This is a genomic window from Salinimicrobium tongyeongense (genome assembly GCF_026109735.1).
Classification (GTDB): domain Bacteria; phylum Bacteroidota; class Bacteroidia; order Flavobacteriales; family Flavobacteriaceae; genus Salinimicrobium; species Salinimicrobium tongyeongense.
In genome coordinates this window covers 2111775-2136027 of record NZ_CP069620.1, presented here as the reverse complement: position 1 = coordinate 2136027, position 24253 = coordinate 2111775, and the positions used below count along the sequence as shown (strand labels likewise).

The following is a 24253-nucleotide window of genomic DNA, read 5'->3' as shown; positions in this document are numbered from 1 at the left end:
GTACCTATTCCCTTTTACCGTACTTATGCCTGAAGTGCCTTCTAAAGAAGAACATAAAAATTGCCACCACCACAAAAAACAGGAAGAGGTAGGCTTGGTTGCGCTGGTCGTTCCATATTACAATTGCCTCGTAGAGAAAGAACACGGCAGCTGCCAGGTAGGCAAATTCAAAAAATTTCGAAAATTTCATCATTGTTTATCTTCTTCTAAAATTTGCACCCCAACATTAGATCTTGAACGGAAATTAGTGAATTCCTGGTTGCTATCAAAACCCTGACCTTCATTGATGGCTCCATTTTTAAACCGGATGGTGTTGGGATGATCTGTAAAGACCCAGTTCCTTGCCTGGTCCCAGTAGAGCTGATCGGCAGTGAGTTTTGTGCTGTCACTGGTAACCACCACCACATCGCCCTGCAGGTCTATGAGCCCGGTCTCATTGTAAACTATCCCGTAATTGGCAGTGACGGTATTCTTTTGTCGCTGGTCATCAAAAAATTCGACTATAACCCCGTCGGGAAATTCCCTGTAGGGGAACTCCTTGTTTGAAAAATCCCTCATGGTTTCACTTCTTAAGGTAGCCACCACTTTTCCGGAATCTACATATTTCATATTAATCCCCACGCCAATAGATTGAGGGGCGTCTTCGGGGATCTCCATTTGCCTAACGCCTTTCAAATTGCCTTCACAAGAAAAAAGCATTGTCACAACCAGGGTTGTGACAATGCCTCTAAAAAATATCCTGTATGTAAATTTCATATTACAAATTAGGTACTCTTACGCTTTCCCCTATCCAGCATCCAATGTTGATGGTCTTACCCTGCATATCGTTCTGGAAGATATCACTACGCTGTGGGGCCCTTCCTCTATAAGCAGAAGCTGTTTCGTTGGCAGTGCTGCTAATTGACGGGTCAACCCTTGCAGCTCTCTCGGCATATTCTGCAGCTTTCCAGTATACAGCTCTTTTTTCAAAAGCGGTGTTTCCACAGTTGTTTGCACTTTGAGCAATCATGTTAGAGATTTGAAGGTAAGCTCTACCAAAAGATGGTTTTGAGCTGATAGCCTTACGGTACATGTTCCTGGCCTGACCAAACTGACCTTTCTCTTTGTACTGGTTTGCAATCTTGTAATATATACTCGCCCTGGCGCTTGGATCTTTCTGAAGCTCGGCTGCCTGGTTGTAGTATTCAAGAGCTTTAGACTGGTTTCCATTTGCTTCGGCTAGCTGACCAAGGGAGTAAGCCGAACTTGCAGATGGCTCCAATTTGTGTAAAGCTTCAGACACTTTTACAAAAAGCGGATCTTCAGTACAATCTTTTGCAGACAACCTGCTGTTCACCCGCTTCAACCATTCAGTATCTCCTTTTTTGGCTTCAAAGTCTTTGCTGTAAAGCGGGATAAGGTTATCACAATCTGCACGCTGACCTAACTTAGCATTTATACTTCCTTTTACGGCATTATAAGCCACAAGGTTTTTCTCATATGCATTTAGCCTTGATTTATCTTTTGAAGAAAGCTCTTCTCCGGCTTCCTGTTTTTCGATAAGCTGGGCTAAAGACTCGGCAGTTTCGTTTTCCTGTTCTTCAAGTTTTGCAATTACAACATCGTACTTGTCAAAAACTTCCTGAAGATCTTTCTTACCGGCATCCTGTAACTCCACCAGCAGGTAGAAGTAGGTATAAAGAGATTTTGCGTTAAGGCTGTTTGGATCCTGCTTAAAAGCTTTATCAAAGGCCTCGAACTGCTCTTCGGTTGAACCCAGCTTCACGTCAAACATCAACTGTGCAATATCTGCATTAACATCTCCGGCGTCGGTCTTTGCAGGGAAATGCTGTAAACGTTCTTTATATAATTTAATAAGCTCCTGTGCTACAGCTTCCTTTTCAGCTTCGGGTGCATTATCAAGGCGATCTTTTAATATTCTTTCTCCGTACTGATAGGTTGCAATGTGATAAGAAGGACATTCCTCTCTTAAGGTTTGAATTCTGGTCCAGGCTGCATCATAGTTTTTTGCCTTTGCATCGCTGTAAGCCAGGGCTGCTGTCGTGGCACACTCCTGATTGGCCTGTGCCTGCAAGGCTCCTGTCCCCAGAACAACCCCCGAAAGAAATAATATTACCTTGGTTTTCATAGTATAAGTTTTATTCCTGATTAATAGTTTGTGATTATTCGAATCTTCTTTTGATAAACCACCTGTCACTTAACGAGAGGCTTATCATGGCATTAAAAAAGTTTTCCTGGATCAATCCGTTGCTTGTTGTACCGCGCTGTCCATACTCAAATCCCAGATTAATGTTGGTCAACATCCTTCCTGCTGGTAGTCCTAACCCAAAAGCTATGCCAAACTCATCAATCGATTCTCCATTGAGGTGCAGCCCGGTCTCTTCCATGCGCAGCCCTCCGCGGTAAACAATTCGGCTAAAGTAGCTGGTAAGGGAGTTGTAGTTTGGAATGAAATAGCCTCCCAGCCTGTAGCCTGAAGCCTGCTCAAATGAAGCCCCCTCTATGGCAAAGGCACGGTTGCTGTAATCTCCCGCACCGGTGGTAGTAAATTCCCCTCCTAAAAACCATTTTTGAGGCCTGCCCACCCCTGCTCCTATACTAAGGCTTGAGGGGAGTTCAAAATCTGTATTGGGCGAAGAAATATCCTGCCTGTCAACCGTAACTTCCCGGCCTTCAACTCCCAGCAAAATGGTTGCAAGTTCACTTTGATTATCGGTTTTAAGCGTGGTTTCAGGCGTATAGTGCGCCCCAAACTTTAACTGCAGGTTTTCATTGAGCATTCTCTCGTAATCAAGCCCGATTTTATAAGTAAAACCACTAAGATCGCTTCGGTTTATCTCCCGGGAACTATACTGCACTCCTTCGCGCACCAATATGCTTTTATTCTGAATATTTCCGAAGTTATAACTGGCATCTACCCCAATACTGAGGTTAGGGTTGATCGCGTAACCCGCAGCAAGAAAAACGCGGTTAAGGCCGCCTTTACCCGTGTACCTGTAACCTATCCCGGCTTCCTGGTCTATATCATCAATATTATAACCTACAGATGAGTAGGGCACCAATCCAAAAGCAAAACCCAATTTGCCGGTGGGAATCCCCACAGCCAGGTAGTCAAGGGAGCTGGATTTAGCAGTTTCAGAAGCATCATCATTCTTCATTTCAACCGAACTGCCGCTTAAACCAACCGTGTAGGCTGTCAATCTAAGCCTGCCCAGGGAGGCCGGGTTTTGCAGGTTAACATGTATACTATCTGAAAAAATGCCAAGACCACCCATTGATCTGTTTTCTACGGTACCTTTGAAGGTATTTAATCCCAGCCCGTAAAAAGAATAAGGTGAGGAAGTTCGCTCCTGAGCGGTCGTAATCACTGAAAATAAAATGAATACGATTATTAACAATCGTTTTGTCATTGATCGATATTAAATTCGAGAATAAAATTTAAACCCTCCAACAAGAAATTGGAGTTCGCAAATATGCCATTTTTTAAGTTTCCAGACAAGAAAGTTGCATCTCCACCGGTAATTATGCATATTAAATTGGCATATTTTTCTTTATACTTGCCAATTATGCCCTCAATTTCCATAAGCGTGCCGTTCACCACGCCCGAACTTATTGAGGATGTGGTGGAATCGCCAATCAATTCATGCCCTTCTCCTGCTTCTACTAACGGAAGATTTGACGTAAAATTATTTAGTGCCAAAAAACGCATTTTTAAGCCCGGAGATATTGCACCGCCCAGGTATTCTTCTCTGGCGGTTTTAAAGTCGTAGGTAATGCAGGTACCGGCATCTATCACGAGCACGTTTTCACCTGCATACTGCTTAACGGCAGCAGCAATTAAAGCCTTGCGGTCGTTCCCCAAAGTAGCAGGCGTTCCATAGCTGTTCTTAAAAGGCAAAAATGTTTCTGCGGAAAGCTCCAGGACTCTGACCGATTTTTCAGCTCCTTCAGGAAGCTCCCATTTTACTGAAGACACGTTAGAAACCACCAAATTCCGGATTTGCGGATGAAGTTTGAGGAACTCAGAAATTTTTTTATTCAGGTCGCTTTTCCCGGCCGAAGTTTTCTTAATAATTTCATCCTGCTGAAAAACAGCAAGTTTAGCAATGGTATTTCCTATATCAACAACAAGATTCATGGCAGTTCTTTGAAAAAGCTAAAGTACAAAAGCATTTTTTTTCATTTTCCCTTGGGAGATATTAAATTTGAATATATATTTGCACCCGCTTACTACAAGGTAAGCCGCTTTAAACACTGGTGCCTTAGCTCAGTTGGTAGAGCAAAGGACTGAAAATCCTTGTGTCCCTGGTTCGATTCCTGGAGGCACCACCATCAAAGCAGAAGCCCTCAAATGAAAATTTGGGGGCTTTTTTAGTGTATACACCTTTCGAAAATGCATTTTTGGGGGATCATGATCAAAAGTTGGGGATTACCTAAACCTTCAGGAAAACCAGCAAAGAAAAATGCCATTTTTGACACCTCGGCACCTACTTCTTCAGCATAAAAAAACCGCCCCGGAATTTCTTCCGAAGCGGTTATTCTCATTCTAATTGATTTCGACTAGAACTTATAGGTAAAGCTCGCCGCAAAATTTCTTGGCGTTTGCGGGTTGATCGTAGACCAGCCGCTGTAATATTCTTCATCGCTAAGGTTGTTCAGCTTCAGGTTGACCGAAAACTTCTCTGCGTTGTAGAAAACCGCTGCATTAAGAACGGTATAAGAAGACAGGGTAAAAGTCCCGAGGTTTCGGTTGAAGATCATGTTCTCATCTGCATAGTTTCCTCCAAAACCAAGGCCAAAGCCATCAAGTTTCCCTGCAAAGCTATAGCTCGCCCACAGGTTTGCCAAATTCTTGGGACCCGCAGTTTCCGGACGTAAACCGGTTTCTTCCAATTCACTTTCATTATAGCTGTACCCGGCAATAATATTTAATCTGTCAACGGGAGTGGCTGTAATACTGGCCTCAAAACCACGGCTGAACTGCTTCCCGTCCTGCACGTAGAAGAACGGCCTGTCAACAGCTTCTGTCACTATGTTAGAAACTTCAATATCATAGTAGCTAAGGCTTGCCGAAACGCGGTCTTTAACAAGGTTTAATTTGGTTCCCACCTCCAGCTGCTTGGCCCTCTCAGGATCAAAACTCACGGTAGTGGTAGCCCCCTCTGCAGGATTTCCCTGCTCTCGCGGATCTACATTGCTGAAACCATCCATATAGTTCGCAAAAACCGAAACCCTCTCAAGAACTGGCTGATAAACAAGTCCGAATTTTGGCGAAAGGGCGGTCTGGCTGTTATTTTCGCCCTCAAACTGGTCAATCCTCAGGCTGGCCATTGCAGAAATTTTTGGGGTAATGTTCAACACATTGGAAATATATGCGCTGTACACTTCTTCAGTAATTGTAGAATTGTTTAGTGCCACTCCTGAAAGCAGGTCATTCACAGAGGCTTCAGAAAGCAACCCGCTGTCATTATTCCTTACATAGTTGGCGGGGTCAAACCTTCCAAACACACTCTCATTCACATTTTGAAGGCTTGCATCTCCTATGTAAACATTTCCGTTGGCAATATAACCAGAACTGTTGTCGATAGTTTTCCTGTTGAAGTAATCAAGCCCTACCACAACGCGGTTTCTCAAATCGCCTAGATTGAAATCGCCTATAAAGTTTTGCTGAATATCGCTTGTTAACGTAGTAGAGTTTTGGTTATTCATGTAGCGGGTAAAAACAAAACCTTCATCCAGGTTGGTCACCGAACCTTCTACCTCGGTACGGCCCATATAGAAACGGGTGGTTTCATACAAATAGGAGTAGTAACCCTGAGCTTTGGAAGAGCTTCTGGAAAAAACGGTCTGAGACGTCCAGTCGTCAGATATTTTGTATTCCATTTGCCCCTGCAGGCTGTAATTCGGGTTTTTTAGGCTAAGGTCGTTGCTGGTGTAAGAACGATTGGGATCATAGCCCAGCTCATCCATACTTGTAGCACTCACCGGCGCGCCCCTGTCAAGGAACAACATCACAGGATTGGTGGTTTCAGAAGTATAGAATTCGGTATTTACCAGGAACGACAAACGATCATTCACTTTATAGCTCAAGGCAGGGGCCACAAAGAAAGATTCGCTGAAGCCCAGATCCTGATAGCTGTTTTGTTTTTCGTATGCCGTGTTTACGCGCAAAGCCACATCTCCATCTTCGTCAAGCGGCATGTTCACATCGGCGGTCACCCGGTTCATTCCGAAGCTACCCATAGTGTACGAAACACTTCCGCCAAAGTAATCGTATGGTTTTTTTGTCACTATATTAATTAATCCACCATAAGAGATAAGGCTGCTTCCGTAAAGGGTTCCCGAAGGGCCTTTAATCACCTCTATCCTCTCAATATTGGCTGGATCGGGGCTCGCATTGGTCAAACCAGGCAGGCCGTTCACCAAAGTAGGCTGTACGGCAAAACCCCTTATTGAGTAATATCCGGCACCATCGCCTCCCCTACCTGTAGACTCCCAAAGCTTTGTGATCCCGGGGGCATTCTTCAGGGCATCATCAAACGAAGTGACCACCTGCTGCTCAAGCAATTCTCCCGTGATGGTATTGTACACCTGCGGGTTCTCAATATCCTTTAAAGGAAGTTTCGCCACATATTCGCTTTTTGCCCGGGCAAAGCTGTTGATGTTGGCGTTTCCGGTAACCACTACTTCATCAAGATCCTCTTCGTTATTTCTCAATATAACAACCGGGATCGAGGTGGTTTGTCCGGCCTGAACCGAAAATGCCAGATCTTTGTTCCCATACCCCACATAAGAAATACGCAGTGTATAACTTCCCTGCGGAACTCCTTTAATAACAAATTCGCCGTTCCTGTTGGTTTCTGAACCCAGGCTTGTGCCTACAATATTCACATTAGCGTTGGCAATGGGGTTGCCGTTGCCGGTAATAACATTTCCTTCAATGTTTCCTGTTGCCTGGCCAAAGCCGAAGGTGGCCATGAGCATAAACAGAAAAATGATGTAGTATTTCTGATACATTTAGTAAAAATTTTATTTGGACTAATTATAAATAGAGCGCAAATCTAGGAACCAGAATTTAGATATAAAAGCTTATTTAAAACAATTACAAATAAAAGATACCAGCTATAGTCTAACTTAAAGATTATCAGTAAAATAAAATCTATTTAAAAATGATATTTTTGAGAGACCCAGACTCGTGTTTCTCACTAACAGCTATTCAGCTTGTCACCAGCACATACAGTGTTTCTCACCGATTTATAAAATCCTTGTGCATTTCACCGAGATATTAACACCATTAGCCATAAATTTATGTCAATTTGGTAATCAATAATATTTTTTGTTATATTTAAGAACTAGTTAACGAGTTAAGGACAGAAGCAACTCCCTACAGGCTTTTGTCTGATTATCTTTCCCCCTTTTTTAATCCGAAGAATTTATCTGACTTACCTGTAAGTCTACAACTTCAGGTTTAGCATTAACGAGATTACACGGGTATATTTATTATTCAGAATAAACTTTACAGCCCATACCTATTTAAATCCACAAAAAAAAGAGGACCGAAGTCCTCTTTTAAACCGTATAAGATGCCGGGGGTATTATTTTTTGAAGACATCTTTAATCTTGTCTGTAAAGCCTTCTTCCATTTGCTCTTTTTGAGCAAAACCTGAAGGGGAGGCAGCGCCCAGGTGTGGTTTCTTTCCGTAAGGGCGTGCTTTTTCAAACTTAAACTGTCCTTTCCCGTCAAGGGATTCCCCCTCACTCCATCTACCTTTTGCTTCACTTTCACCATCAATTTTGGTTGAAATAAAGGTATAATTGAAGTCGTGGTTCTCTTCGTCCTGCGGAAAACTGTTTGGTATTGGGTGCGCCCCTTTAAGTCCGCCGGTTTCTTCTAGTACGGCGAGCCACTGGTTTTGGTGCATGGTGTCTCTGGCCAGGAGAAAAGACAGCATGTCTCTCATTCCTTTATCTGAAGTTGACTTCCACAACCTTGCTGCAAGGGTTCTTCCGGTTGATTCGGCCATGACGTTGGCGTACATGTCGGCCGCCATATTCCCCGATCCTACTATCCACGAACCGTTGAATGGCACACCACAACTATCGGTAGCCATTGCTCCCAGACCTGAAGAAAGTATGTGCCTTGGGTTAGCGCCTCCCATGACCTGTTCCATAAATGGACTGTCTCCGGCTACTTTATCCTTCAGCTCATTTGGCGCCCCTTCTAGGTTGAGGGCAACAGCAGTAGCAAGCATTTCAATATGCGCCATCTCTTCTGTACCGGTGTCCAGCAACATATCCTTATACTTTGCAGGGCCTCTCATATTCCAGGCCTGAAAAAGGTATTGCAGGCATACGCGCATTTCCCCTTCTACTCCGCCAATAGCCTGTTGAAGCATTTTTGCGAATTGCGGATCGGGTTTGTCTACTTTTACTTCATACTGAAGCTTTCCATCATGATAAAACATAAATAATTGATTTTTGGTTAATAAATATGTGGTTAATAAATACGAGTAAAACAGCTTGTTCACTCTTAGCCCAAGGTATACCTAACAAAACCTAATCTGCGTTAACTGGTCGATAATATTTTGTTAGAGACTCTGAAAATCAGGGATGAAGAAGCAATTCTGATATTTTTTTAAATTTCGGTTAGCAAACTACCCTCAACCTCTACTCCTGCTGCTTTTTTCCGGCACCCGATCAATTTTCCGCCTGTATTCTTTCTGAATTTGCCTTAAAAAATGATATTTTAAAGAAGTGTTTTTCAGTAAATATTTTCACAAAGCTTTAATGCGAATTGCATTTGATTTTATCGTAATTTTATAAGGCTGTTCTGTTTGCTGAAGCAGAAGATCTTTAAGATTCCCTCCCACCCTTTCTCCGGATATCTTGAAAGCAGCTCACTACAGCTGTGCCTTGATGTGAAATTTCAAATACAAAAAGATATGTTATCCTACCAACTCATAGCCAGGCCCAGATGGGGAGGGGCGAAAAAAGATAGGCCGGGAAAATTCATTTTTTGGGGAGTTGCCCTGCTGGCAATTCCGCTTTGGATGCTCTCCTACCCCGCAACTACGGTAAAACATAATGCCACTCCAATACTCGTTTATGCAAGCCAGCTTTTTTCGCTCACCGGCTTTGCCCTTTTTGCCCTCAGCTTGATGCTCACCTGCCGCTTTAATTTTCTCGAAACCTGGTTTGGCGGACTCGACAAGGTCTATAAAATGCACCGCCGCATGGGCAAAGTTGCTTTTTTCCTAATTCTGGCCCATCCAGTGCTGCTGGCACTAAGATGGATTCCGCAGGATGTTTCCAAAGCGCTCTGGTACCTCTTCCCGCTTCACCGGCGCCTTGAAATAGACCTGGGGAGCTGGGCCCTGTGGGGAATGACCCTACTCATAATCTTCACCCTCTTAATAAAGATCCCATACCACAGGTGGAAGCTCTCGCATAAATTCATGGGCTTTTTCTTCATTTTAGGCGTAGCGCACATCTTTTTTCAGGGATTGTTTTTTTCTGAAAATGTGCTCTTAGGGCTTTACCTCAGCCTGCTTTCGGCCGGCGGGATAGCCGCCTGGCTGTATAAATCGGTTTTATTTGACCTGGTAAAAAGAAAGTCGCTGTATTCGGTAAGCGAACTCAAATATCTTAATGACAGCATTATTGAAATTGAACTTGAGCCAAAAAAAGAACACCAAAGCCTCTACCGCCCCGGCCAGTTCTATTTCTTCTCATTTCTTTCTGAAGATCTTACGGCAGAAAGCCATCCTTTCACCCTGTGTGATCGCCACAGTGACGGAAAATTAAAGATTATGGTAAAATCTTTGGGCGATTACACCCACCGGCTCTATGCCCTTTTAAAACCCAATACCCCCGCTTTACTTGAAGGCCCCTACGGAAGGTTTTGCCTTGATACTGCCCGAAAACAGCAGCTGTGGCTGGCCGGTGGCGTGGGCATTGCACCTTTTTTGAGCTGGGCCAATTACCTGCTCAAGCAACCCGATGAAAATTTACACGTAAATTTATACTACTGTGTGAAAAATTTTGCAGCAGCCAACCAGCTTTCTACTTTTGAAGCCCTTGAGAAAAAAATGCCGCATTTTCATCTTAAAGTGATCTCCCGGGAAACCGGGGATTATTTTCATGCCAAAGATCATCCCGAAATTATGCACAGCGATATTTTCATCTGCGGCCCCAAACGAATGCGGAAAACTATTTGTAAAGAATTAAAAAGCCTTAAAGTACCTGCTGCAAGCATACATACTGAAGAATTCGATTTTGACTAACTGCCTGAATAAACTTTGATAAAAAAAGCAAGGCAATATATTCTGAAGTCGCCGAACACCAGGATCTCATAAAAACTTTAGGTTCAGGTTTTTTCAATTCAGAAATAACCATTCAAAAATGCCTTTTTTAACACCTTTCTTAGTAGAATTTTTCAGAAGATTTTCCCTGCATATCTACAAATTACTTACTTTCACTTCTGCTAATTCAGATATATGGCTTTAAAAATATTCAGGTCACTACTTTTGTCGGCCTTCCTGGTTTTATTCATTTCCTGTTCAGAAGAGGAAAGTTCCGCAGAAAAAGAAAACCTACCCGAGCCCCCCGCAGAATCCCTTGTAGACACCTATAATTATATCGTGCTAAAGAATGACGGCACCTTATATACCATTGGCAACAAAACCGGAAAGGTAACCCAGACCGGTCGTATTCCCGGCATTGAGTTTAATACCATCTTTAATTCGGTTACTTCGGCCGGTTCAAAGATCTTCATTTATGAACATCGTTTTGACCCGCCTGCAGGCACTCTATACAGCTATGACAGCCAATCGGGCAAAACAGTTTCTGCCGTGCTCGATTTTCCCGAAGAATTTGGCGAGAATACCGCATTGATGTCTCTAGATTGGGATGAGGAAAACGAGAACCTGCTGGGCATAACCCAGGAAGACCTGGAATCTACTACCAGTTTTAAACCCATAAAAGTGGTAAAAATAAACCCTGAAAGTTTTGCGGTGGCCACTGCTTCCGAAGTTGATTTACATGCCCTGGGCTATTCAAACGTGATGTCTACCAGCCTGATAGGTCAAAAGATATATGCCGTAAGCCTTAAAGGCAGCAACTGGCAGCCTCACCTCCTGGAAATCGACCCTGTAAATAACAAGGTAGAAGTCCTTGAGGTGCAAGGCCGTGACTTAGGGATCACCAACCTGGGGAACAACGGCAGTGCCAACAGCCTCTTTGGATTTTCGCCGGTACCAAATTCTGATATTATGGCAGAAGTGAGGCCGGTAACATTCAATATCCAGGATGGTACAACAACCGAAATATCTAAAGTTCAGCGGATCTCCGCCCTCAGTTTTTCGCATAAGACCTTTTACAACAAAGAGGCAAAAGAGTTTGCAGCGCTGGTGGCTTCAGACAAAAAATTATATCTTTTTTCCTACAAACCTTCAACCGGTGCATATCAGATGCTGGAAGTACAAAAACCCGAAAACCTTTTTTCTCTGGTGAGTATTGTAGGGGTGAAAAAAATCTAAGAACCTCCCAAATTTTACTCCTGGCTCCCGGCCCTTACAGCCTGCCTGCCGTGAGGCAGGCGAAGCGAGCCTGGCTCTATCCCCGGCTGCGCCATAATATTCGCAACCCGCTATTAAACAGCAGTTAAAATTTTGCTCTATTCAGGAAATTTTAAAATTTCTGTTTATATTGTCACAAATTTTGTGGCAAGGTTTTTTCGGAAATTATTTTTTGAAGCATCCCTGTCCTTTTTTACCCTATTAAAACAGCACTCCCTGCAGCTGTTAGACCTACAACTCTCTGTCACTTCTGCCGGTTCAAGGCCGATGATCTCCCTACAGCACAAGAGTTTTTGTATGTCTTGGATTTATAAATAAAATTATGATTTGGTTTAAGATTAAAAGGCTGGAAAAGCTCCTGGCCCAGGGTGAGCTTTCAGATATAACTGCGTTCAAATACCTGCTGTCCCATCTTTTACTTTGGGCCCTTTTGAACAACATCCCGGTAAATACTCCCAGTGTTCCGCTGTGGTCGCTGTATGCTAAACTGCTCATTGCCCTTGCTGCCATTTCATGGGGAATAAGCAAGACTTTTAAGATCAACCAGAATGGCGACGGCAGAGATTACCTAAAACGTCTGATTTCACTATCCCTAGTAGCGAGCCTTAAAACCCTTGTCATTTTCTTCATTATTGCCGCAATCATTGCTACAGCCATGCTTTTTGCTGCAAAAATAGGATTTATCCTCCCCGATTTCTGGAACGATATTTTGAACCTCCTCGTACATCTCCTGTTACTTGGAGCCTACTATAAGATCTTACTCACCTCCTTCAGCCGCATTAATGCCAGCCCGGTGAGCAAACAAAACCCCTCTAATCTATAATAAAATTAAAAAAAACATCAGCCAAACCAGCACCAAAGCCTACTAATAGTTATGAAAACTACAGAACGAATTATTGTTTTTACCATCATCAGCATTTCCGCAGTAACTATGTTTTTTTCAGATTGGGAAGAATACGATCTAAGCCCCTGCGGCAAACCCCCGGTGGGAATGAGGCTGGAAGTGGCACCCAGCACATCGCCCCCCAAAGATACCCTGCAACATCATTCTGAAGTCACCTACGAAGACAGTGAACTTGAGCTGCTTGAAAAATTTAGCCACAGGCGGGGCCGGGCTATTTTTTAGCCTATTTCTTCGGAAGAATACCATGTCTTCAGGCTCTTCGGTTTATGTAAATTAGGAGAGCTTTTTCAGTAATATACTTTTTTTAAGCTGAAGCCAGCTTTAGGCTTACCTCTCAAAAATGTCATTTTTGAGCAGTCTTTTTTTATTCTCTTTTTACTTCCGAAGAAATTACCACCTAAAAAATAACTTTTCTTTACCACCAATCTATTTATAGGGTAATTCCAAAACCCCTTATCTTGCCCTACAAAAACACACCCCACTATGGCTTCAGGAATTTTTGCTCTTTTAGATGATATCGCCACCTTAATGGACGATGTCGCCATGATGTCTAAAGTTGCCGGAAAGAAAACCGCCGGAATCCTGGGCGACGATCTCGCGGTAAATGCCGAAAAGGCTTCCGGCTTCATGTCTTCCCGTGAGCTGCCCGTACTTTGGGCCATCACAAAAGGTTCTTTTTTGAACAAATTGATTATCCTGCCACTCGCTTTCTTGCTGAGCGCTTTTCTGCCCGCTGCAGTGACCGTGATCCTGATTATTGGCGGATTGTACCTGGCATACGAAGGTGCAGAGAAGATCTATGAATATTTTTTTCCTCATGAACATGAAACCGAAGCTCCTAAACTCGAAAAACTTTCTGAAGAAGAGGTTTTGAGCATGGAAAAAGAGAAAATAAAATCGGCCATCGTAACCGATTTTATACTTTCTGTAGAAATTGTGATCATTGCCCTTGGCAGTGTGGCCGCTGAGAACCTTGTGACCCAAGTCCTCGTGGTCACGGTTATCGCTTTAGTCGCCACAGTGGGCGTTTATGGCATTGTGGCCCTCATTGTAAGAATGGATGAATTTGGGGCGAAACTTATCGACCTAAACGATCGTGAAGACAGTATTTCAGACAAGGTTGGGGCGTTTCTGGTGAGTGCCCTCCCTAAAGTCATCAAAAGCCTGTCGGTAATCGGCACAATTGCGCTGCTACTGGTTTCAGGAGGAATTTTTGTTCACAATATTCATTTTCTGCACGAACTTTTCCCAAACCTGCCGGGAATTGTGGTGGAATTACTAACCGGCCTGGCTGTTGGCATCCTCATGTTGCTCCTTATAAAAGCAGCCACCGGCATCTGGAAAAAAATCGCCCGCTAAATGCTTCAGAAAAAACTCTTCTAAAATGGCATTTTTGAAGCACAAGGAACGAATTATTGATTTTCAGCTTAAGTATTAGAGAGTAGCTGGCATCAAGCCTGTATTGGATTATGGAGCTGCCCGGTTTAAATTCAACCTTGGGAATAAAAAAAAGGCCGCCAAAACCGGCAGCCTTTCATTATCAGCAATTATTTACTACTCTAGAGTGATAGGAGTGACAATGATTCCGTCATCATCAAACAGAGGCAAATCAAGCCCGTTCATGTTGTCGAATTCATAGACTTCTTCAACTCCCGTATCGTCATGCAGCATTACCCAAACGGTATCTCCTGCAGCAACATTGGCGTCTTCTTCAAAAGTAACCACAACATCGGTGTTGTCTCCGGCTTCAAGGTAAACAGGTTCAGAAATGATCTCGGGAACCTGGGGCCCGTCTCCGGCTTCATTTGAAGCGTGAACTACAACCCATCCGTCCATATCAACATTAATGGCTTCAACAGTAATGGTATTATCGGCGATTGGCTGGTCGTTTACCGTAAGCATACCGCTCATTGCAGCCTCAGTGACATCATTGATGGTAATGGAAGTAACAACAATGTCCCCATCTTTTGTAAGAGGACTGTCAAGTTCATTCTCCCCGTCAAATTCATAAACACCCTCTTCCCCGGTGTCTTCATGGAGCATTACCCATAGAACATCTCCGGCTTCAACTGTGGCGTCTTCTTTCAATGGCACACCTACATTAGCATAGGCACCGGCTTCAAGATAAACAGCCTGAGAAATGATTTCAGGAACCTGAGGCCCGTCTCCGTTGGCATTAGATTCGTGGATCACCACCCAACCGTCTTCTTCAAGGCTAATAGATTCAACATAAACCACTCCGTTCACAAGATCCTGATCGGCAGCAGTAAGCAATACATCATCACCTTCTACAGTCGCAGTAAATGGCAGGGTTACGATATCTCCCTGTAAATCGGTCACAGGGGCATCAACGCCGTCAACGGTATCAAATTCATACACGCCGCTCTGGCCGTTATCTACGTGAAGCATTACCCAAAGGGTTTCTCCGTTTTGTACCTGTTCCCCGTCTTTTAACTCAATAGTCACATTAGTGGTAGGCCCATCATCAATTTGTTTGGGAACAGAGATAATTTCAGGCACTACAGGTGCTCCGTCATCATCACGGTGAATTACCACCCAACCGTCTTCACTAATATTTACCGAATTGATGGTTAAGGTACCATCCTGCACAGTTACCTGCTCATCTACAACAATAGCTCCGGTTGGTGGAAGTTCTGGGTCTACCCCACCATCGTCATCATCACTACACGCCACTAATCCGAGACTTAGAATTATTGGCAACATTAGAAGATAAAATTTCTTTAATTTCATAATAGCTCTTTTTTTAGGTTTTTTTCAAAGTACCCAGATGAAATTGCAATCGCCGTTAATGCTATGCTAAATACCCTAATAAAAAACCTAATTAATATTTTTTTAATAGTCTTATTAACAGGCTTCTGCTCTTTGCTGGCACTGCTTACACACCAAAACACCCTTTAGTAGAAAAGTTATCTATCGTAAACCCAAAACCCCCGGTATTTTAAAAAACATACAGTTTTTTAGCAAAAATTATTAGGATTAGTTTCTTTAATTAAAAATATTGAATATATTCACCAACTGTTAGCCGTACATGAGCAATCAACAGTCCACATATAATCTATTTCTTTCCGCAACAGGGACTGTTGCCATGATGACTATTTCTACGATGATTATGATTACCCCTTGGGGGTAGTGAGCTAATATAATTTCCGTCCGCATACCATCTTGTTTTTTAAACAAGACATCAAACCATTTATAGTTTTTAAAATCTAACCATATGAATATCCTGAAATTCGGGGGCTCTTCTGTCGCCTCTTCGAAGAATATAAAGCTCGCTGCAAAAATTGTTCAAGATCACGTAAATACCGATAATACCATTGCTGTATTTTCAGCTTTTGGCGGCGTCACCAATGAGCTCCTGCAAATGGCCGAACTCGCCGCAAATGAAGACGCTTCTTATAAAGACCTGCTTGAAAAAAATGAAAAAAGACATCTTAATGTAGTCAAGGAATTGATACAGGTAAAGGATCAAAGCAGGATCCTGGCCCGGGTAAAGAATGAATTCAACCGCCTGGAAACACTGTATGAAGGGGTGTACCTGCTAAACGAATTGTCTGACCGCACCCGGCATGTGATCTCGGGGTTTGGAGAAATCCTCTCCTCGCTCATTATTGCTGAATATTTTAAAAGCCTGGGAGAAGACGTGCTGTTTGTAGACAGCCGTGAGCTCATTGTTTGCCGTAATACCCAGGAGAAAATTCAGGTACACTACGACAAGACGTACAAAAACATCCAGGATTTTTTTAAGCAGAACAAGGCAAAACTCTTTGTTGCACCCGGATTTGTAGCCCGCAATGAACAGGGCGTTCCCAGCACACTGGGCCGGGGCGGATCTGACTTTACGGCAGCGATCTTTGCCGGCGCGCTCAACTTGCAACTGCTTAAAGTTTACACCGATGTAGACGGAATGTACACTGCAAACCCAAGTATAGTACCACAGGCATATGCATTAAAAAACATCTCATATGAAGAGGCCATGGAGCTTTCGCATTTTGGCGCAAAGGTTTTGTACCCGCCCACCCTTCAGCCCCTTCTCAAAAATGAGATCAAGATCAATATCAAAAACACTTTTAACCCCAACGAACCCGGAACCCTTATTTCTAAAGGAAGTAAAGAAAACTTTAGATGGGTTACCGGCATCACCCATATTGATGCCGTAAAACTGATCAATATTGAAGGCAGCGGCATGGTAGGCGTAGCCGGGTTTTCAAAACGCTGTTTTGAGGCGCTATTTCACGTGAACATCAGTGTGGTTTTAATCACCCAGGCTTCTTCTGAACACAGCATTTGCCTTGCCCTAAAAGAGGATGAAGCCCAGGCTGCAAAAGATGCGCTCAATGAAGCATTTGAGGTAGAGATACAGTCGGGGAAAATTAAAAGTATGGAAATTGAAGATGATATCGCCATTGTTGCGCTGGTAGGCGACCGCATGAAGAGCCATCACGGGCTAAGCGGAAAGATGTTCAGTGCGCTGGGCAATAACAATATTAACATCAGGGCGATCGCGCAGGGCTCTTCAGAACGCAACATTTCGGCCGTGATTGCCAGAAAAGATGTGAACAAGGCATTGAATGTGCTTCACGAACAATTCTTTGAAGTGCCTTCCAAAGAGCTCAACCTCTTCATTACCGGGGTGGGCAACGTGGGCAGCAAACTGCTCAACCAGTTAAAAAATCAGGAAACCTACCTCCTGGACAAGCTTCGGCTTAAAGTGAGGGTACTTGGCCTCTCCAACTCCCGGAAAATGGTGTTCGACGAGAACGGACTCGATCTTACCCACTGGAAGGAACTTCTTGAAAACGGGGAAAAGGGTGACAAAAATGCCTTTTTTGAGCAGGTAAAATCCCTCAACCTTCGCAACAGCATTTTTGTTGACAATACAGCCAGCCCCGAGATCTCCTCTTTATACGAGAAGTACCTCTCCCACTCCATTTCGGTAGTGACCTGTAACAAGATCGCCTGTTCGCAGGAATTCAAAAGCTATTCAAGACTGCAGGATCTATCACGCGAATACGGGGCTTCCTTTTTATACGAAACCAACGTGGGTGCCGGCCTGCCCATTATAGACACGCTTAAGAACCTCGTGGCTTCGGGGGATAGAATTACTAAAATTCAGGCGGTGCTTTCGGGTAGCCTCAATTTTGTTTTCAATAACTATGATGCCACAGAACCATTTTACAAGGTGGTGGAAAAAGCCATGAAAGAAGGCTATACCGAACCCGATCCCACTATTGACCTGAGTGGCGTTGATGTGGCCCGGAAAATACTCATCCTTTCCCGCGAAAGCGGACTCCAGATGGAACTTGAAGATATAGAAAACAAGAGTTTTCTTTCTCAAGAGAGCCTTGAAGCCGGTTCTAATGAAGAATTCTTTGAGATACTGAAGAAAGACGAATCTAAATTCAAAGAGATCTATGACCATGCTGCCCAGAACAATGCCCAGTTAAAATATGTGGCCCAGCTTGAAAACGGCGAGGCCAGTGTGGGGCTGCAACAAGTGGGGCCAGAGCATCCGTTCTATAATCTGAGCGGCAGTGACAACATCGTACTTTTCTTTACCGATCGCTACAGCCAGCAGCCATTGATCGTGAAAGGCGCAGGTGCCGGTGCCGATGTTACCGCCTCCGGGATCTTTGCCGACATAATAAGGATCGGAAAAAAATAGGCCATGGAAGAAATCAAAGTATTTGCTCCGGCAACTGTTGCAAATTTATCCTGCGGATTTGACGTTTTGGGCTGCTGCCTGGAATCTATAGGCGATGAAATGCTGCTTCGGAAGAATTCCAGCGGCGAGATCAGAATTACCATGATCACCGGGCAGGACCTTCCTTTGGAAGCAGATAAAAATGTAGCAGGAGTGGCCGTTCGTGCGCTGCTGAAGAAGCTGGGTTCACAACAGGGTTTTGATATAGGGATCTATAAAAAAATCAAAGCCGGAAGCGGCATTGGCAGCAGTGCAGCCAGCTCGGCAGGAGCCGTTTTTGCCGCCAACAAACTCCTTAAAGAACCTTTTTCACCCGAAGAACTCATCCCTTTTGCTATGGAAGGGGAACGCCTTGCCAGCGGAAATGCCCATGCCGATAATGTGGCACCGGCACTTTTGGGCGGCTTTAACCTCATAAGAAGTTACGAGCCGCTGGAAGTAATTCCCCTGCCCTCTCCGCAAGATTTGCGCATGGTGATCCTGCACCCGTTAATAGAGGTAAAGACCATGGATTCGCGCTCTATTATCAGGCAGAATATCAGCCTTCAAAAAGCGGTAAAACAATGGGACAATCTGGGGGCATTTGTAAGTGCCCTGTATTCAAATGACTACGAACTTTTGGGCAGAAGCCTCAAAGATGAAATTGTAGAACCGGTGCGTTCCATTCTCATTCCCTTTTTTGACGACCTTAAGGCTATCGCCCTTGAAAGCGGTGCTTTGGGATTTGGGATTTCGGGCTCTGGCCCTTCGGTATTTGCTTTGTGCAAAGGCGAGGCTGCAGCAAAAAAAACCGGCGCAGCTATTCAGAAATACTATCAGGAAAAGGAAATCGACTTTGATCTTCACCTCTCAAAAATAGGGAATGAAGGCGTAAAAATTATATCATGAAGTACTTCAGTTTAAACGATAAAAACCATAAAGTAAATTTCGAAACCGCAGTGCTTAATAGTCTAGGGCCAAAAAAAGGGCTTTACTTTCCGCAGGAAATAAAAAAGCTGCCGCAGCAGTTTTTTGAACAAATCTCTTCCCTTACACCTACCCAAATTGCGCAAAAAGCGATTGGTCCCTATGTGGAAGATGAAATCCCCCCAGCCGAACTCTCAAAAATTATAGAAAACACGCTTGATTTTGACTTTCCGGTAAAAGCTGTGGAAGACCGGGTGGGTGTACTCGAACTGTTTCACGGCCCTACCCTGGCTTTTAAAGATGTGGGTGCCAGATTTATGGCGGGCAGCCTGGGCTATTTCATAAAGAAAGGCAATCTTCCAGGCCTTACCGTGCTGGTAGCAACATCGGGCGATACCGGCGGCGCCGTGGCCCGTGGGTTCCTGAAGGTTAAAGGCATTGAAGTGGTCATTCTCTACCCAAAGGGGAAAGTAAGTGAGATCCAGGAGAAACAGCTCACCACGCTGGGGGAAAATATCACGGCCCTCGAGGTTGACGGGCCTTTTGACACCTGCCAGAACATGGTAAAAACGGCATTTCTGGATCCAGAAATTCGGCAGCACAAAAAACTCACTTCGGCCAATTCGATCAATGTGGCGCGCTGGCTGCCTCAAATGTTCTACTATTTCCTGGCCTACCGGCAGCTTAAGCACAAAGATCAGAAACTGGCTTTTTCGGTGCCCAGTGGAAACTTCGGAAATATTTGCGCCGGGCTCCTCGCCAAAGAAATGGGGCTGCCTATTGACCATTTTGTAGCTGCCAACAATGAGAACAACGTGGTCACCCGGTTTTTGCAAACGCAAAAATATGAACCTACCGCCAGTGTGCAGACCATCTCTAACGCTATGGATGTGGGCGATCCTAGCAATTTTATAAGGATCCTGGAGCTCTTCAGCAATAATTTTGAAGACCTTAAAAAGAATTTATCCTCTTACAGTGTTAGCGATTCCCAGACCAAACAGGCTGTAAAAGAGGTTTTTGAAAATACGGGATACTTGCTCGATCCACATGGTGCTGTAGGCTATTTAGGGCTTAAAGAATTTCTGAAAACCCATAAAGATCACTACGGAATTTTCCTCGAAACGGCCCACCCCGTAAAGTTTCTGGAAACTATTGAAGCTGTGATCGAAAAAAAGATCCCGCTCCCGCCCGAAATTGAAAACCTGAAACACCAGGAAAAAAAAGCTGTGCAAATTTCGGATTACGAAGACCTGAAGAATTTTCTTCTGAAATAATATGCTGTATAAAAAAACACAGGTGCCAAAAATGGCATTTTTGGCACCTGTGTTTTTCATTTAACCGAATATAAACTTCGGCTTAATCTTTTTTGTCGCGCGTGAGAAACAGCAGGACACCAGCCAATGCAGCTGCGGTAACTGCCGATTTTAGCACAAATTTCTTGCGGTTGTACTTCCATTCAGATTTTAAGCCGTGCTCGGCGAAAAGGTTTGGGATATGGCCTTTTTTGAGGTCATCAACTATGCCTTCAATTTCCCCAAGCCTGTCGGCCATTACCAGCGGTAGCCAGCGCCCATAGCTCGATTCGCTGTACTTAAAAGCAAACCGCCGCAAAGCGCCGCTCAGGCCCTGTGGGGGTTGTGCGGTTCCAAAAACCGCCGGAATATTAGGCCGTTCCACCGAATGCAACACCTCGATGTTCACAGGCTGCTGCTCGGGCCGCTCCCAGGTGTAACCTTCAATTTCTTCATCTGTTCTATGTTTCATGGGGTAAGTGGGATCGTTTTTTGGATCCCGGTCTATTCCCCATCCTTTTATATGGCTGTGGTCGCCCCCTCCAACGTTCTCAAAGTCTTCGGGCTTGGTTTGATCTCCGATCATAGATTCTGTTTTTAAATTTGAAATACTGCTTATGCTGTTGGCGGGATAAGCACGGTTTTTATACAATTGTCGAGCTTATTGCTGAAAATGTGGTAACCCTCGGCCACCTCTTCCAGCGGGATTCGGTGCGTGATCATTTCTTTCGGCTTTATTGCGCCCGATTTTACGTGCTCTATCATTTTTGGCAGCAGCCTTTTTACCGAAGCCTGGCTCGCCCTGATGGTAATGCCCTTGTTCACCACATTCCCTATGGGCACCAGCGCATCTATAGGCCCATACACACCGACTATAGAAACAATTCCGCCTTTTTTGACCGAATTAATTGCCCAGTGCAATGCGGTTGTTGAACCTCCCTGCATGAGGAGTTTTCGCCCCAGCATGGTGTTCATAGTATCTCCTGCGGCTTCGGCACCCACGGCATCTATACAAACATCGGCTCCCAGGGAATCTGTGATTTTTTTAATGAACACCACAGGGTCTTCAAGTGCCGTGAAGTTATACACCTCGCATTGTGCGAATTCCTTTACAAATTCAAGCCGGTAATCGAGCTTATCTATCACGATCACCCTGCCTGCTCCAAATAGCCAGGCCGATTTTGCTGCCATGATCCCAATGGGGCCTGCACCAAAAACCACCACCGTATCACCTTCCTGAATTCCTCCCATTTCGGCAGCCTGATATCCTGTGGGTACCACATCGGTAAGCAGCACGGCATCATCGGGGTGCATCCAGTCTGGAATTACCGTGGGGCCAACATTGGCATAAGGAACCCGCACATATTCTGCCTGCCCGCCGTGGTAACCCCCGGTGGTGTGCGAATACCCGAAAATCCCCCCGGCAGCGGTAGACTGCGGATTGGCTTCATGGCACATCCCATACATCTCCTGCCTGCAAAAAGCACATTTCCCACAGGCAATGTTAAAGGGCACCATCACCTGGTCACCCACCTTCACTTTAGTGACCGATGCGCCTACATCTACCACTTCTCCTATAAATTCATGGCCAAAAGTAGTTCCCACACGGGTATCGGGCACCAGGCCGTGATACAGGTGAAGGTCTGAGCCACAAATACAGCTTCTGGTAACTTTTACAATAGCATCTTCGGGATGCTCAATTTCGGGGAAAGGGCGGTCTCGGTCTGCACGAATCCTGAAAGGACCGCGGTAATTCATTGCTAGCATACTGGTAAGTTTTTCTTTTTAAAAGCATCGAAAAATCAGAAGTGAAATCACATCAGCCTGATTTTGTGTGTTTTAAAATTAAAGAAAGAGAACTTTCAGCAAAACTTTTTAACGATACTTTATAGGCTCACCAGCCTTTTTTGGGATGCTGCTAACAAACCTCTTAATATTGGGCACAAAAAAAGGCCGTTTAGAACAGCCTTTTTAAAAGAATATTTTGTGGAGGTTTAACCCTGTATCATCTGTTGGATTCTCTGCTGAAGTTGCATATCGGTTTGAACCTGCATGGCAATTTGCTCATATCTCTCCATGGTAAGCCCCTGTTTTTTGATATGTTCCTCAAGTTGTTGCTGAAGTCCCTCCTGCATAGATTCAAATTCGGCAATGATCTTTTTGTGAGTTTCCTTTTCTTCGGAAGTAGCTTCTACCTCAGCTTCAGGATTTACCGAAGCCTGGTGGATCTCGTTGAAACGGGCGAAATCCATGCCTTCGTCCTGCACCAGCTGCATCATTTTTTGTTGTGCTTCCATCGCCACCTGTTGTACGCCCTGCAGCGCCTGTACAAATTTGGTCAATTCGGCATCGCTCACTTCAGCCGATTGTTCCTGCTGTGCCGGCGCCTGTTGCTCCTGTGCAAAAGCCGCCGTGCTGCCCATTATCAAAAAGAACATTAATGCTCCTGCCAGTTTGTTTACTTTAATCATAATAAAAGTTTTATTTGCCGGGGGTTTGTTCAAGTACCATGCCAGCATAGTTTCGAAACCGTAAACTTAAGAAGAAAGACAGGAAGGTTTCCTCTAAATTTTATAACTTCTGGGCTAAAAAGCAGAAAAATGAACATTCTACAGGTTAGTGCCCCAAAATCGGGTAGCTTTTGGCTAAATACCATTTTAAAGAAAAGCCTTGAAAAGACAGGTGAAGAAATCTCCTATTTTATAAAATCCCGGCCCGAATATGCCAGGTTAAAGCAGGAAAAGCTGAGTTTTGAAGACCAGGCAGGAACCGATATGCTCGACATTGAAGATAAAGGCGTGTTCTTTAGGGTAAGTTCCCTGCTCAAAGAGCCTGTACCCAACCTGCAGGCCTATTCCCAAAAAGCCAGCCTGGCCTGGACGCATTCTACCTGGTGCCAGAAAACTGCCACCGTTTTTGCCCTTTTTGACAGGAAAGTCTGCATGGTAAGAGATCCGCGGGATACTGCGCTTTCGGCCGCTAAATTTGCCTTTACGCCTTACATGCAGAAGCATTACCCTTCGCCTTATGAGTCGGTGGAAGATTTTTTTTCTGCGGAATATGAACGCCTCCTGGAGCAATGGGTCTGGTTCTACGGAAATTACCTGCTGCATTCAAAAGAGCTCGATCTGCATTTTGTTTTTTACGAAAACCTGCTGAAATCCTTTCCGAAGGAATACGATTCTTTGCTGAAGTATCTCGGCCTTCAGCTTGAAGAGAATGAAAAGAAGGCAGTTGCTTCAGAAGTGAGCTTTTCCAGCATGAAAGAAGATAATCCGCGACATCTTCATAAAGGCAAAAGCCGAAAGTGGGTAAAGCAGTTAAGCATAGACAGGCTTGAAAAAGCTGCAATAAAAGCCGGGCCGCTAATGCGCATTTTTGGGTACCCGCTTAGCCCGGGAGAAGGAGATAAACTGCCCGCCACGCCGCTGGATATTCCCAAAAAAGAGCTGGAAGAGATCCTTCAGCAAATTGACTGGAAAAAGCTTTACTAAAGCTTAAACCTCTAAACTTTTCTTAATTGTGCCCCTGCACAAATATAGAAGCAGAAGTTTCTAAAGGCAATTTTGTACCTTAAAGTTTTAAAGCTTTTATCATGGAAACTAACGATCGCAAGGAGAATAAAAAATCTACGCCCGTAGAGAATAAGAAAACTGACAAAAAGTACCATGTCAATCAGTCAACCGAAGAGAAATCTGGCGGCAGCCTGGGAATGATCGCCATTATTGTGATCATTGCTATTGTGGTGCTGGGCCTGCTGTTTTTCTCTGATGTCTTTGCCTAGGGTTCAAAAAAGCCATTTTTGACACCTTATTTCCTGAAGGTTTAAGTGCTCTTTTCCCCACACTTCCTA

General features: G+C 44.2%; 22 protein-coding genes and 1 tRNA gene. 11 read left to right on the top strand and 12 right to left on the bottom strand.

The annotated features are described in order from the left end of the window. Nucleotides 1–4 precede the first annotated feature (4 nt). From JRG66_RS09510 to JRG66_RS09490, 5 genes are read right to left on the bottom strand one after another with little or no spacing between them, the layout of a single operon-like run. Nucleotides 5–193, bottom strand: coding sequence for a hypothetical protein (locus JRG66_RS09510; protein ID WP_265162536.1), 189 nt, complete (start codon nucleotides 191–193; stop codon nucleotides 5–7). Beyond that, nucleotides 190–756 (bottom strand): LPS export ABC transporter periplasmic protein LptC, encoded by a 567-nt coding sequence (lptC, locus tag JRG66_RS09505; RefSeq protein WP_265162534.1) that lies wholly within the window; start codon nucleotides 754–756, stop codon nucleotides 190–192. Before lptC ends, JRG66_RS09510 begins: the two co-directional genes overlap by 4 nt. 1 nt (nucleotide 757) lies before the next feature. Beyond that, a complete protein-coding gene (locus tag JRG66_RS09500) occupies nucleotides 758–2128 on the bottom strand; it encodes a tetratricopeptide repeat protein (RefSeq protein WP_265162533.1) in 1371 nt (456 codons plus the stop codon). A gap of 34 nt (nucleotides 2129–2162) precedes the next feature. Beyond that, nucleotides 2163–3410: a BamG family beta-barrel-assembly machinery protein gene (bamG, locus tag JRG66_RS09495; RefSeq protein WP_265162532.1), complete on the bottom strand. Its 1248-nt coding sequence runs from the start codon at nucleotides 3408–3410 to the stop codon at nucleotides 2163–2165. Beyond that, nucleotides 3407–4138, bottom strand: coding sequence for a type III pantothenate kinase (locus JRG66_RS09490; RefSeq protein ID WP_265162531.1), 732 nt, complete (start codon nucleotides 4136–4138; stop codon nucleotides 3407–3409). The genes bamG and JRG66_RS09490 overlap by 4 nt, the downstream gene beginning before the upstream one ends. Nucleotides 4139–4256: 118 nt before the next feature. Between JRG66_RS09490 and JRG66_RS09485 the strand changes: the two genes are divergently transcribed. Next, nucleotides 4257–4332 (top strand) — tRNA-Phe (locus JRG66_RS09485). A gap of 39 nt (nucleotides 4333–4371) precedes the next feature. Here the strand turns inward: JRG66_RS09485 and JRG66_RS09480 are convergent. The 3 genes from JRG66_RS09480 to JRG66_RS09470 form a co-directional block, all read right to left on the bottom strand. Then, nucleotides 4372–4545, bottom strand: coding sequence for a hypothetical protein (locus tag JRG66_RS09480; protein ID WP_265162530.1), 174 nt, complete (start codon nucleotides 4543–4545; stop codon nucleotides 4372–4374). 15 nt (nucleotides 4546–4560) lie between these two features. Then, the gene (locus JRG66_RS09475; RefSeq protein WP_265162529.1) at nucleotides 4561–7017 is read right to left on the bottom strand and encodes a TonB-dependent receptor; all 2457 of its coding nucleotides are present in this window, start codon (nucleotides 7015–7017) and stop codon (nucleotides 4561–4563) included. A 578-nt stretch (nucleotides 7018–7595) separates the two neighbouring features. Continuing rightward, nucleotides 7596–8465, bottom strand: a complete 870-nt coding sequence (locus tag JRG66_RS09470; protein WP_265162528.1) for a manganese catalase — start codon at nucleotides 8463–8465, stop codon at nucleotides 7596–7598. 477 nt (nucleotides 8466–8942) lie between these two features. On the opposite strand from JRG66_RS09470, the gene JRG66_RS09465 reads away from it, so the two are divergent. The 5 genes from JRG66_RS09465 to JRG66_RS09445 all read left to right on the top strand — a co-directional run bounded on the left by JRG66_RS09465 (nucleotide 8943) and on the right by JRG66_RS09445 (nucleotide 13839). Further along, a complete protein-coding gene (locus JRG66_RS09465) occupies nucleotides 8943–10283 on the top strand; it encodes a ferredoxin reductase family protein (protein WP_265162527.1) in 1341 nt (446 codons plus the stop codon). Nucleotides 10284–10496: 213 nt separating this feature from the next. Next, a complete protein-coding gene (locus JRG66_RS09460; RefSeq protein WP_265162526.1) occupies nucleotides 10497–11537 on the top strand; it encodes a hypothetical protein in 1041 nt (346 codons plus the stop codon). A gap of 361 nt (nucleotides 11538–11898) precedes the next feature. Then, nucleotides 11899–12399 carry a hypothetical protein gene (locus tag JRG66_RS09455; protein WP_265162525.1) on the top strand — a complete coding sequence of 167 codons (501 nt, stop codon included), beginning with the start codon at nucleotides 11899–11901 and terminating at the stop codon, nucleotides 12397–12399. A gap of 51 nt (nucleotides 12400–12450) precedes the next feature. Next, a complete protein-coding gene (locus JRG66_RS09450; protein ID WP_265162524.1) occupies nucleotides 12451–12702 on the top strand; it encodes a hypothetical protein in 252 nt (83 codons plus the stop codon). Nucleotides 12703–12963: 261 nt separating this feature from the next. Then, nucleotides 12964–13839: a DUF808 domain-containing protein gene (locus tag JRG66_RS09445; RefSeq protein WP_265162523.1), complete on the top strand. Its 876-nt coding sequence runs from the start codon at nucleotides 12964–12966 to the stop codon at nucleotides 13837–13839. Between the two features lie 195 nt (nucleotides 13840–14034). On the opposite strand, the gene JRG66_RS09440 is transcribed toward JRG66_RS09445, so the two are convergent. Continuing rightward, complete coding sequence (locus JRG66_RS09440) at nucleotides 14035–15231, bottom strand: DUF7282 domain-containing protein (protein ID WP_265162522.1); 1197 nt, start codon at nucleotides 15229–15231, stop codon at nucleotides 14035–14037. A 484-nt stretch (nucleotides 15232–15715) separates the two neighbouring features. On the opposite strand from JRG66_RS09440, the gene thrA reads away from it, so the two are divergent. The 3 genes from thrA to thrC are packed head-to-tail and all read left to right on the top strand — an operon-like array spanning nucleotide 15716 to nucleotide 20382. Further along, on the top strand, nucleotides 15716–18163 hold the full coding sequence (gene thrA / locus JRG66_RS09435) for a bifunctional aspartate kinase/homoserine dehydrogenase I (RefSeq protein WP_265162521.1): 2448 nt from the start codon (nucleotides 15716–15718) through the stop codon (nucleotides 18161–18163). Between the two features lie 3 nt (nucleotides 18164–18166). Beyond that, the gene (locus JRG66_RS09430; RefSeq protein ID WP_265162520.1) at nucleotides 18167–19090 is read left to right on the top strand and encodes a homoserine kinase; all 924 of its coding nucleotides are present in this window, start codon (nucleotides 18167–18169) and stop codon (nucleotides 19088–19090) included. Then, the gene (gene thrC / locus JRG66_RS09425) at nucleotides 19087–20382 is read left to right on the top strand and encodes a threonine synthase (RefSeq protein ID WP_265162519.1); all 1296 of its coding nucleotides are present in this window, start codon (nucleotides 19087–19089) and stop codon (nucleotides 20380–20382) included. Before JRG66_RS09430 ends, thrC begins: the two co-directional genes overlap by 4 nt. An 82-nt stretch (nucleotides 20383–20464) precedes the next feature. Here the strand turns inward: thrC and JRG66_RS09420 are convergent, their stop codons facing one another. The 3 genes from JRG66_RS09420 to JRG66_RS09410 form a co-directional block, all read right to left on the bottom strand. Beyond that, on the bottom strand, nucleotides 20465–20986 hold the full coding sequence (locus JRG66_RS09420; protein WP_265162518.1) for a hypothetical protein: 522 nt from the start codon (nucleotides 20984–20986) through the stop codon (nucleotides 20465–20467). Nucleotides 20987–21015: 29 nt separating this feature from the next. Further along, nucleotides 21016–22167 (bottom strand): zinc-dependent alcohol dehydrogenase, encoded by a 1152-nt coding sequence (locus tag JRG66_RS09415; protein ID WP_265162517.1) that lies wholly within the window; start codon nucleotides 22165–22167, stop codon nucleotides 21016–21018. A gap of 227 nt (nucleotides 22168–22394) precedes the next feature. Next, a complete protein-coding gene (locus tag JRG66_RS09410; RefSeq protein ID WP_265162516.1) occupies nucleotides 22395–22871 on the bottom strand; it encodes a DUF4168 domain-containing protein in 477 nt (158 codons plus the stop codon). Nucleotides 22872–23000: 129 nt separating this feature from the next. Here JRG66_RS09410 and JRG66_RS09405 point away from each other — a divergent pair, with 129 nt between their 5' ends. Both JRG66_RS09405 and JRG66_RS09400 read left to right on the top strand, forming a co-directional pair. Next, the gene (locus JRG66_RS09405) at nucleotides 23001–23894 is read left to right on the top strand and encodes a sulfotransferase domain-containing protein (RefSeq protein ID WP_265162515.1); all 894 of its coding nucleotides are present in this window, start codon (nucleotides 23001–23003) and stop codon (nucleotides 23892–23894) included. Nucleotides 23895–23995: 101 nt separating this feature from the next. Then, nucleotides 23996–24184: a hypothetical protein gene (locus tag JRG66_RS09400; protein WP_265162514.1), complete on the top strand. Its 189-nt coding sequence runs from the start codon at nucleotides 23996–23998 to the stop codon at nucleotides 24182–24184. The last annotated feature ends 69 nt before the right edge of the window (nucleotides 24185–24253 follow it).

Coding starts and splice junctions, on each gene's coding strand:
- JRG66_RS09510 (WP_265162536.1), bottom strand. CDS start 193: ATGATGAAATTTTCGAAATTTTTTGAATTTGCCTACCTGGCAGCTGCC.
- lptC (WP_265162534.1), bottom strand. CDS start 756: ATGAAATTTACATACAGGATATTTTTTAGAGGCATTGTCACAACCCTG.
- JRG66_RS09500 (WP_265162533.1), bottom strand. CDS start 2,128: ATGAAAACCAAGGTAATATTATTTCTTTCGGGGGTTGTTCTGGGGACA.
- bamG (WP_265162532.1), bottom strand. CDS start 3,410: ATGACAAAACGATTGTTAATAATCGTATTCATTTTATTTTCAGTGATT.
- JRG66_RS09490 (WP_265162531.1), bottom strand. CDS start 4,138: ATGAATCTTGTTGTTGATATAGGAAATACCATTGCTAAACTTGCTGTT.
- JRG66_RS09480 (WP_265162530.1), bottom strand. CDS start 4,545: ATGAGAATAACCGCTTCGGAAGAAATTCCGGGGCGGTTTTTTTATGCT.
- JRG66_RS09475 (WP_265162529.1), bottom strand. CDS start 7,017: ATGTATCAGAAATACTACATCATTTTTCTGTTTATGCTCATGGCCACC.
- JRG66_RS09470 (WP_265162528.1), bottom strand. CDS start 8,465: ATGTTTTATCATGATGGAAAGCTTCAGTATGAAGTAAAAGTAGACAAA.
- JRG66_RS09465 (WP_265162527.1), top strand. CDS start 8,943: ATGTTATCCTACCAACTCATAGCCAGGCCCAGATGGGGAGGGGCGAAA.
- JRG66_RS09460 (WP_265162526.1), top strand. CDS start 10,497: ATGGCTTTAAAAATATTCAGGTCACTACTTTTGTCGGCCTTCCTGGTT.
- JRG66_RS09455 (WP_265162525.1), top strand. CDS start 11,899: ATGATTTGGTTTAAGATTAAAAGGCTGGAAAAGCTCCTGGCCCAGGGT.
- JRG66_RS09450 (WP_265162524.1), top strand. CDS start 12,451: ATGAAAACTACAGAACGAATTATTGTTTTTACCATCATCAGCATTTCC.
- JRG66_RS09445 (WP_265162523.1), top strand. CDS start 12,964: ATGGCTTCAGGAATTTTTGCTCTTTTAGATGATATCGCCACCTTAATG.
- JRG66_RS09440 (WP_265162522.1), bottom strand. CDS start 15,231: ATGAAATTAAAGAAATTTTATCTTCTAATGTTGCCAATAATTCTAAGT.
- thrA (WP_265162521.1), top strand. CDS start 15,716: ATGAATATCCTGAAATTCGGGGGCTCTTCTGTCGCCTCTTCGAAGAAT.
- JRG66_RS09430 (WP_265162520.1), top strand. CDS start 18,167: ATGGAAGAAATCAAAGTATTTGCTCCGGCAACTGTTGCAAATTTATCC.
- thrC (WP_265162519.1), top strand. CDS start 19,087: ATGAAGTACTTCAGTTTAAACGATAAAAACCATAAAGTAAATTTCGAA.
- JRG66_RS09420 (WP_265162518.1), bottom strand. CDS start 20,986: ATGATCGGAGATCAAACCAAGCCCGAAGACTTTGAGAACGTTGGAGGG.
- JRG66_RS09415 (WP_265162517.1), bottom strand. CDS start 22,167: ATGCTAGCAATGAATTACCGCGGTCCTTTCAGGATTCGTGCAGACCGA.
- JRG66_RS09410 (WP_265162516.1), bottom strand. CDS start 22,871: ATGATTAAAGTAAACAAACTGGCAGGAGCATTAATGTTCTTTTTGATA.
- JRG66_RS09405 (WP_265162515.1), top strand. CDS start 23,001: ATGAACATTCTACAGGTTAGTGCCCCAAAATCGGGTAGCTTTTGGCTA.
- JRG66_RS09400 (WP_265162514.1), top strand. CDS start 23,996: ATGGAAACTAACGATCGCAAGGAGAATAAAAAATCTACGCCCGTAGAG.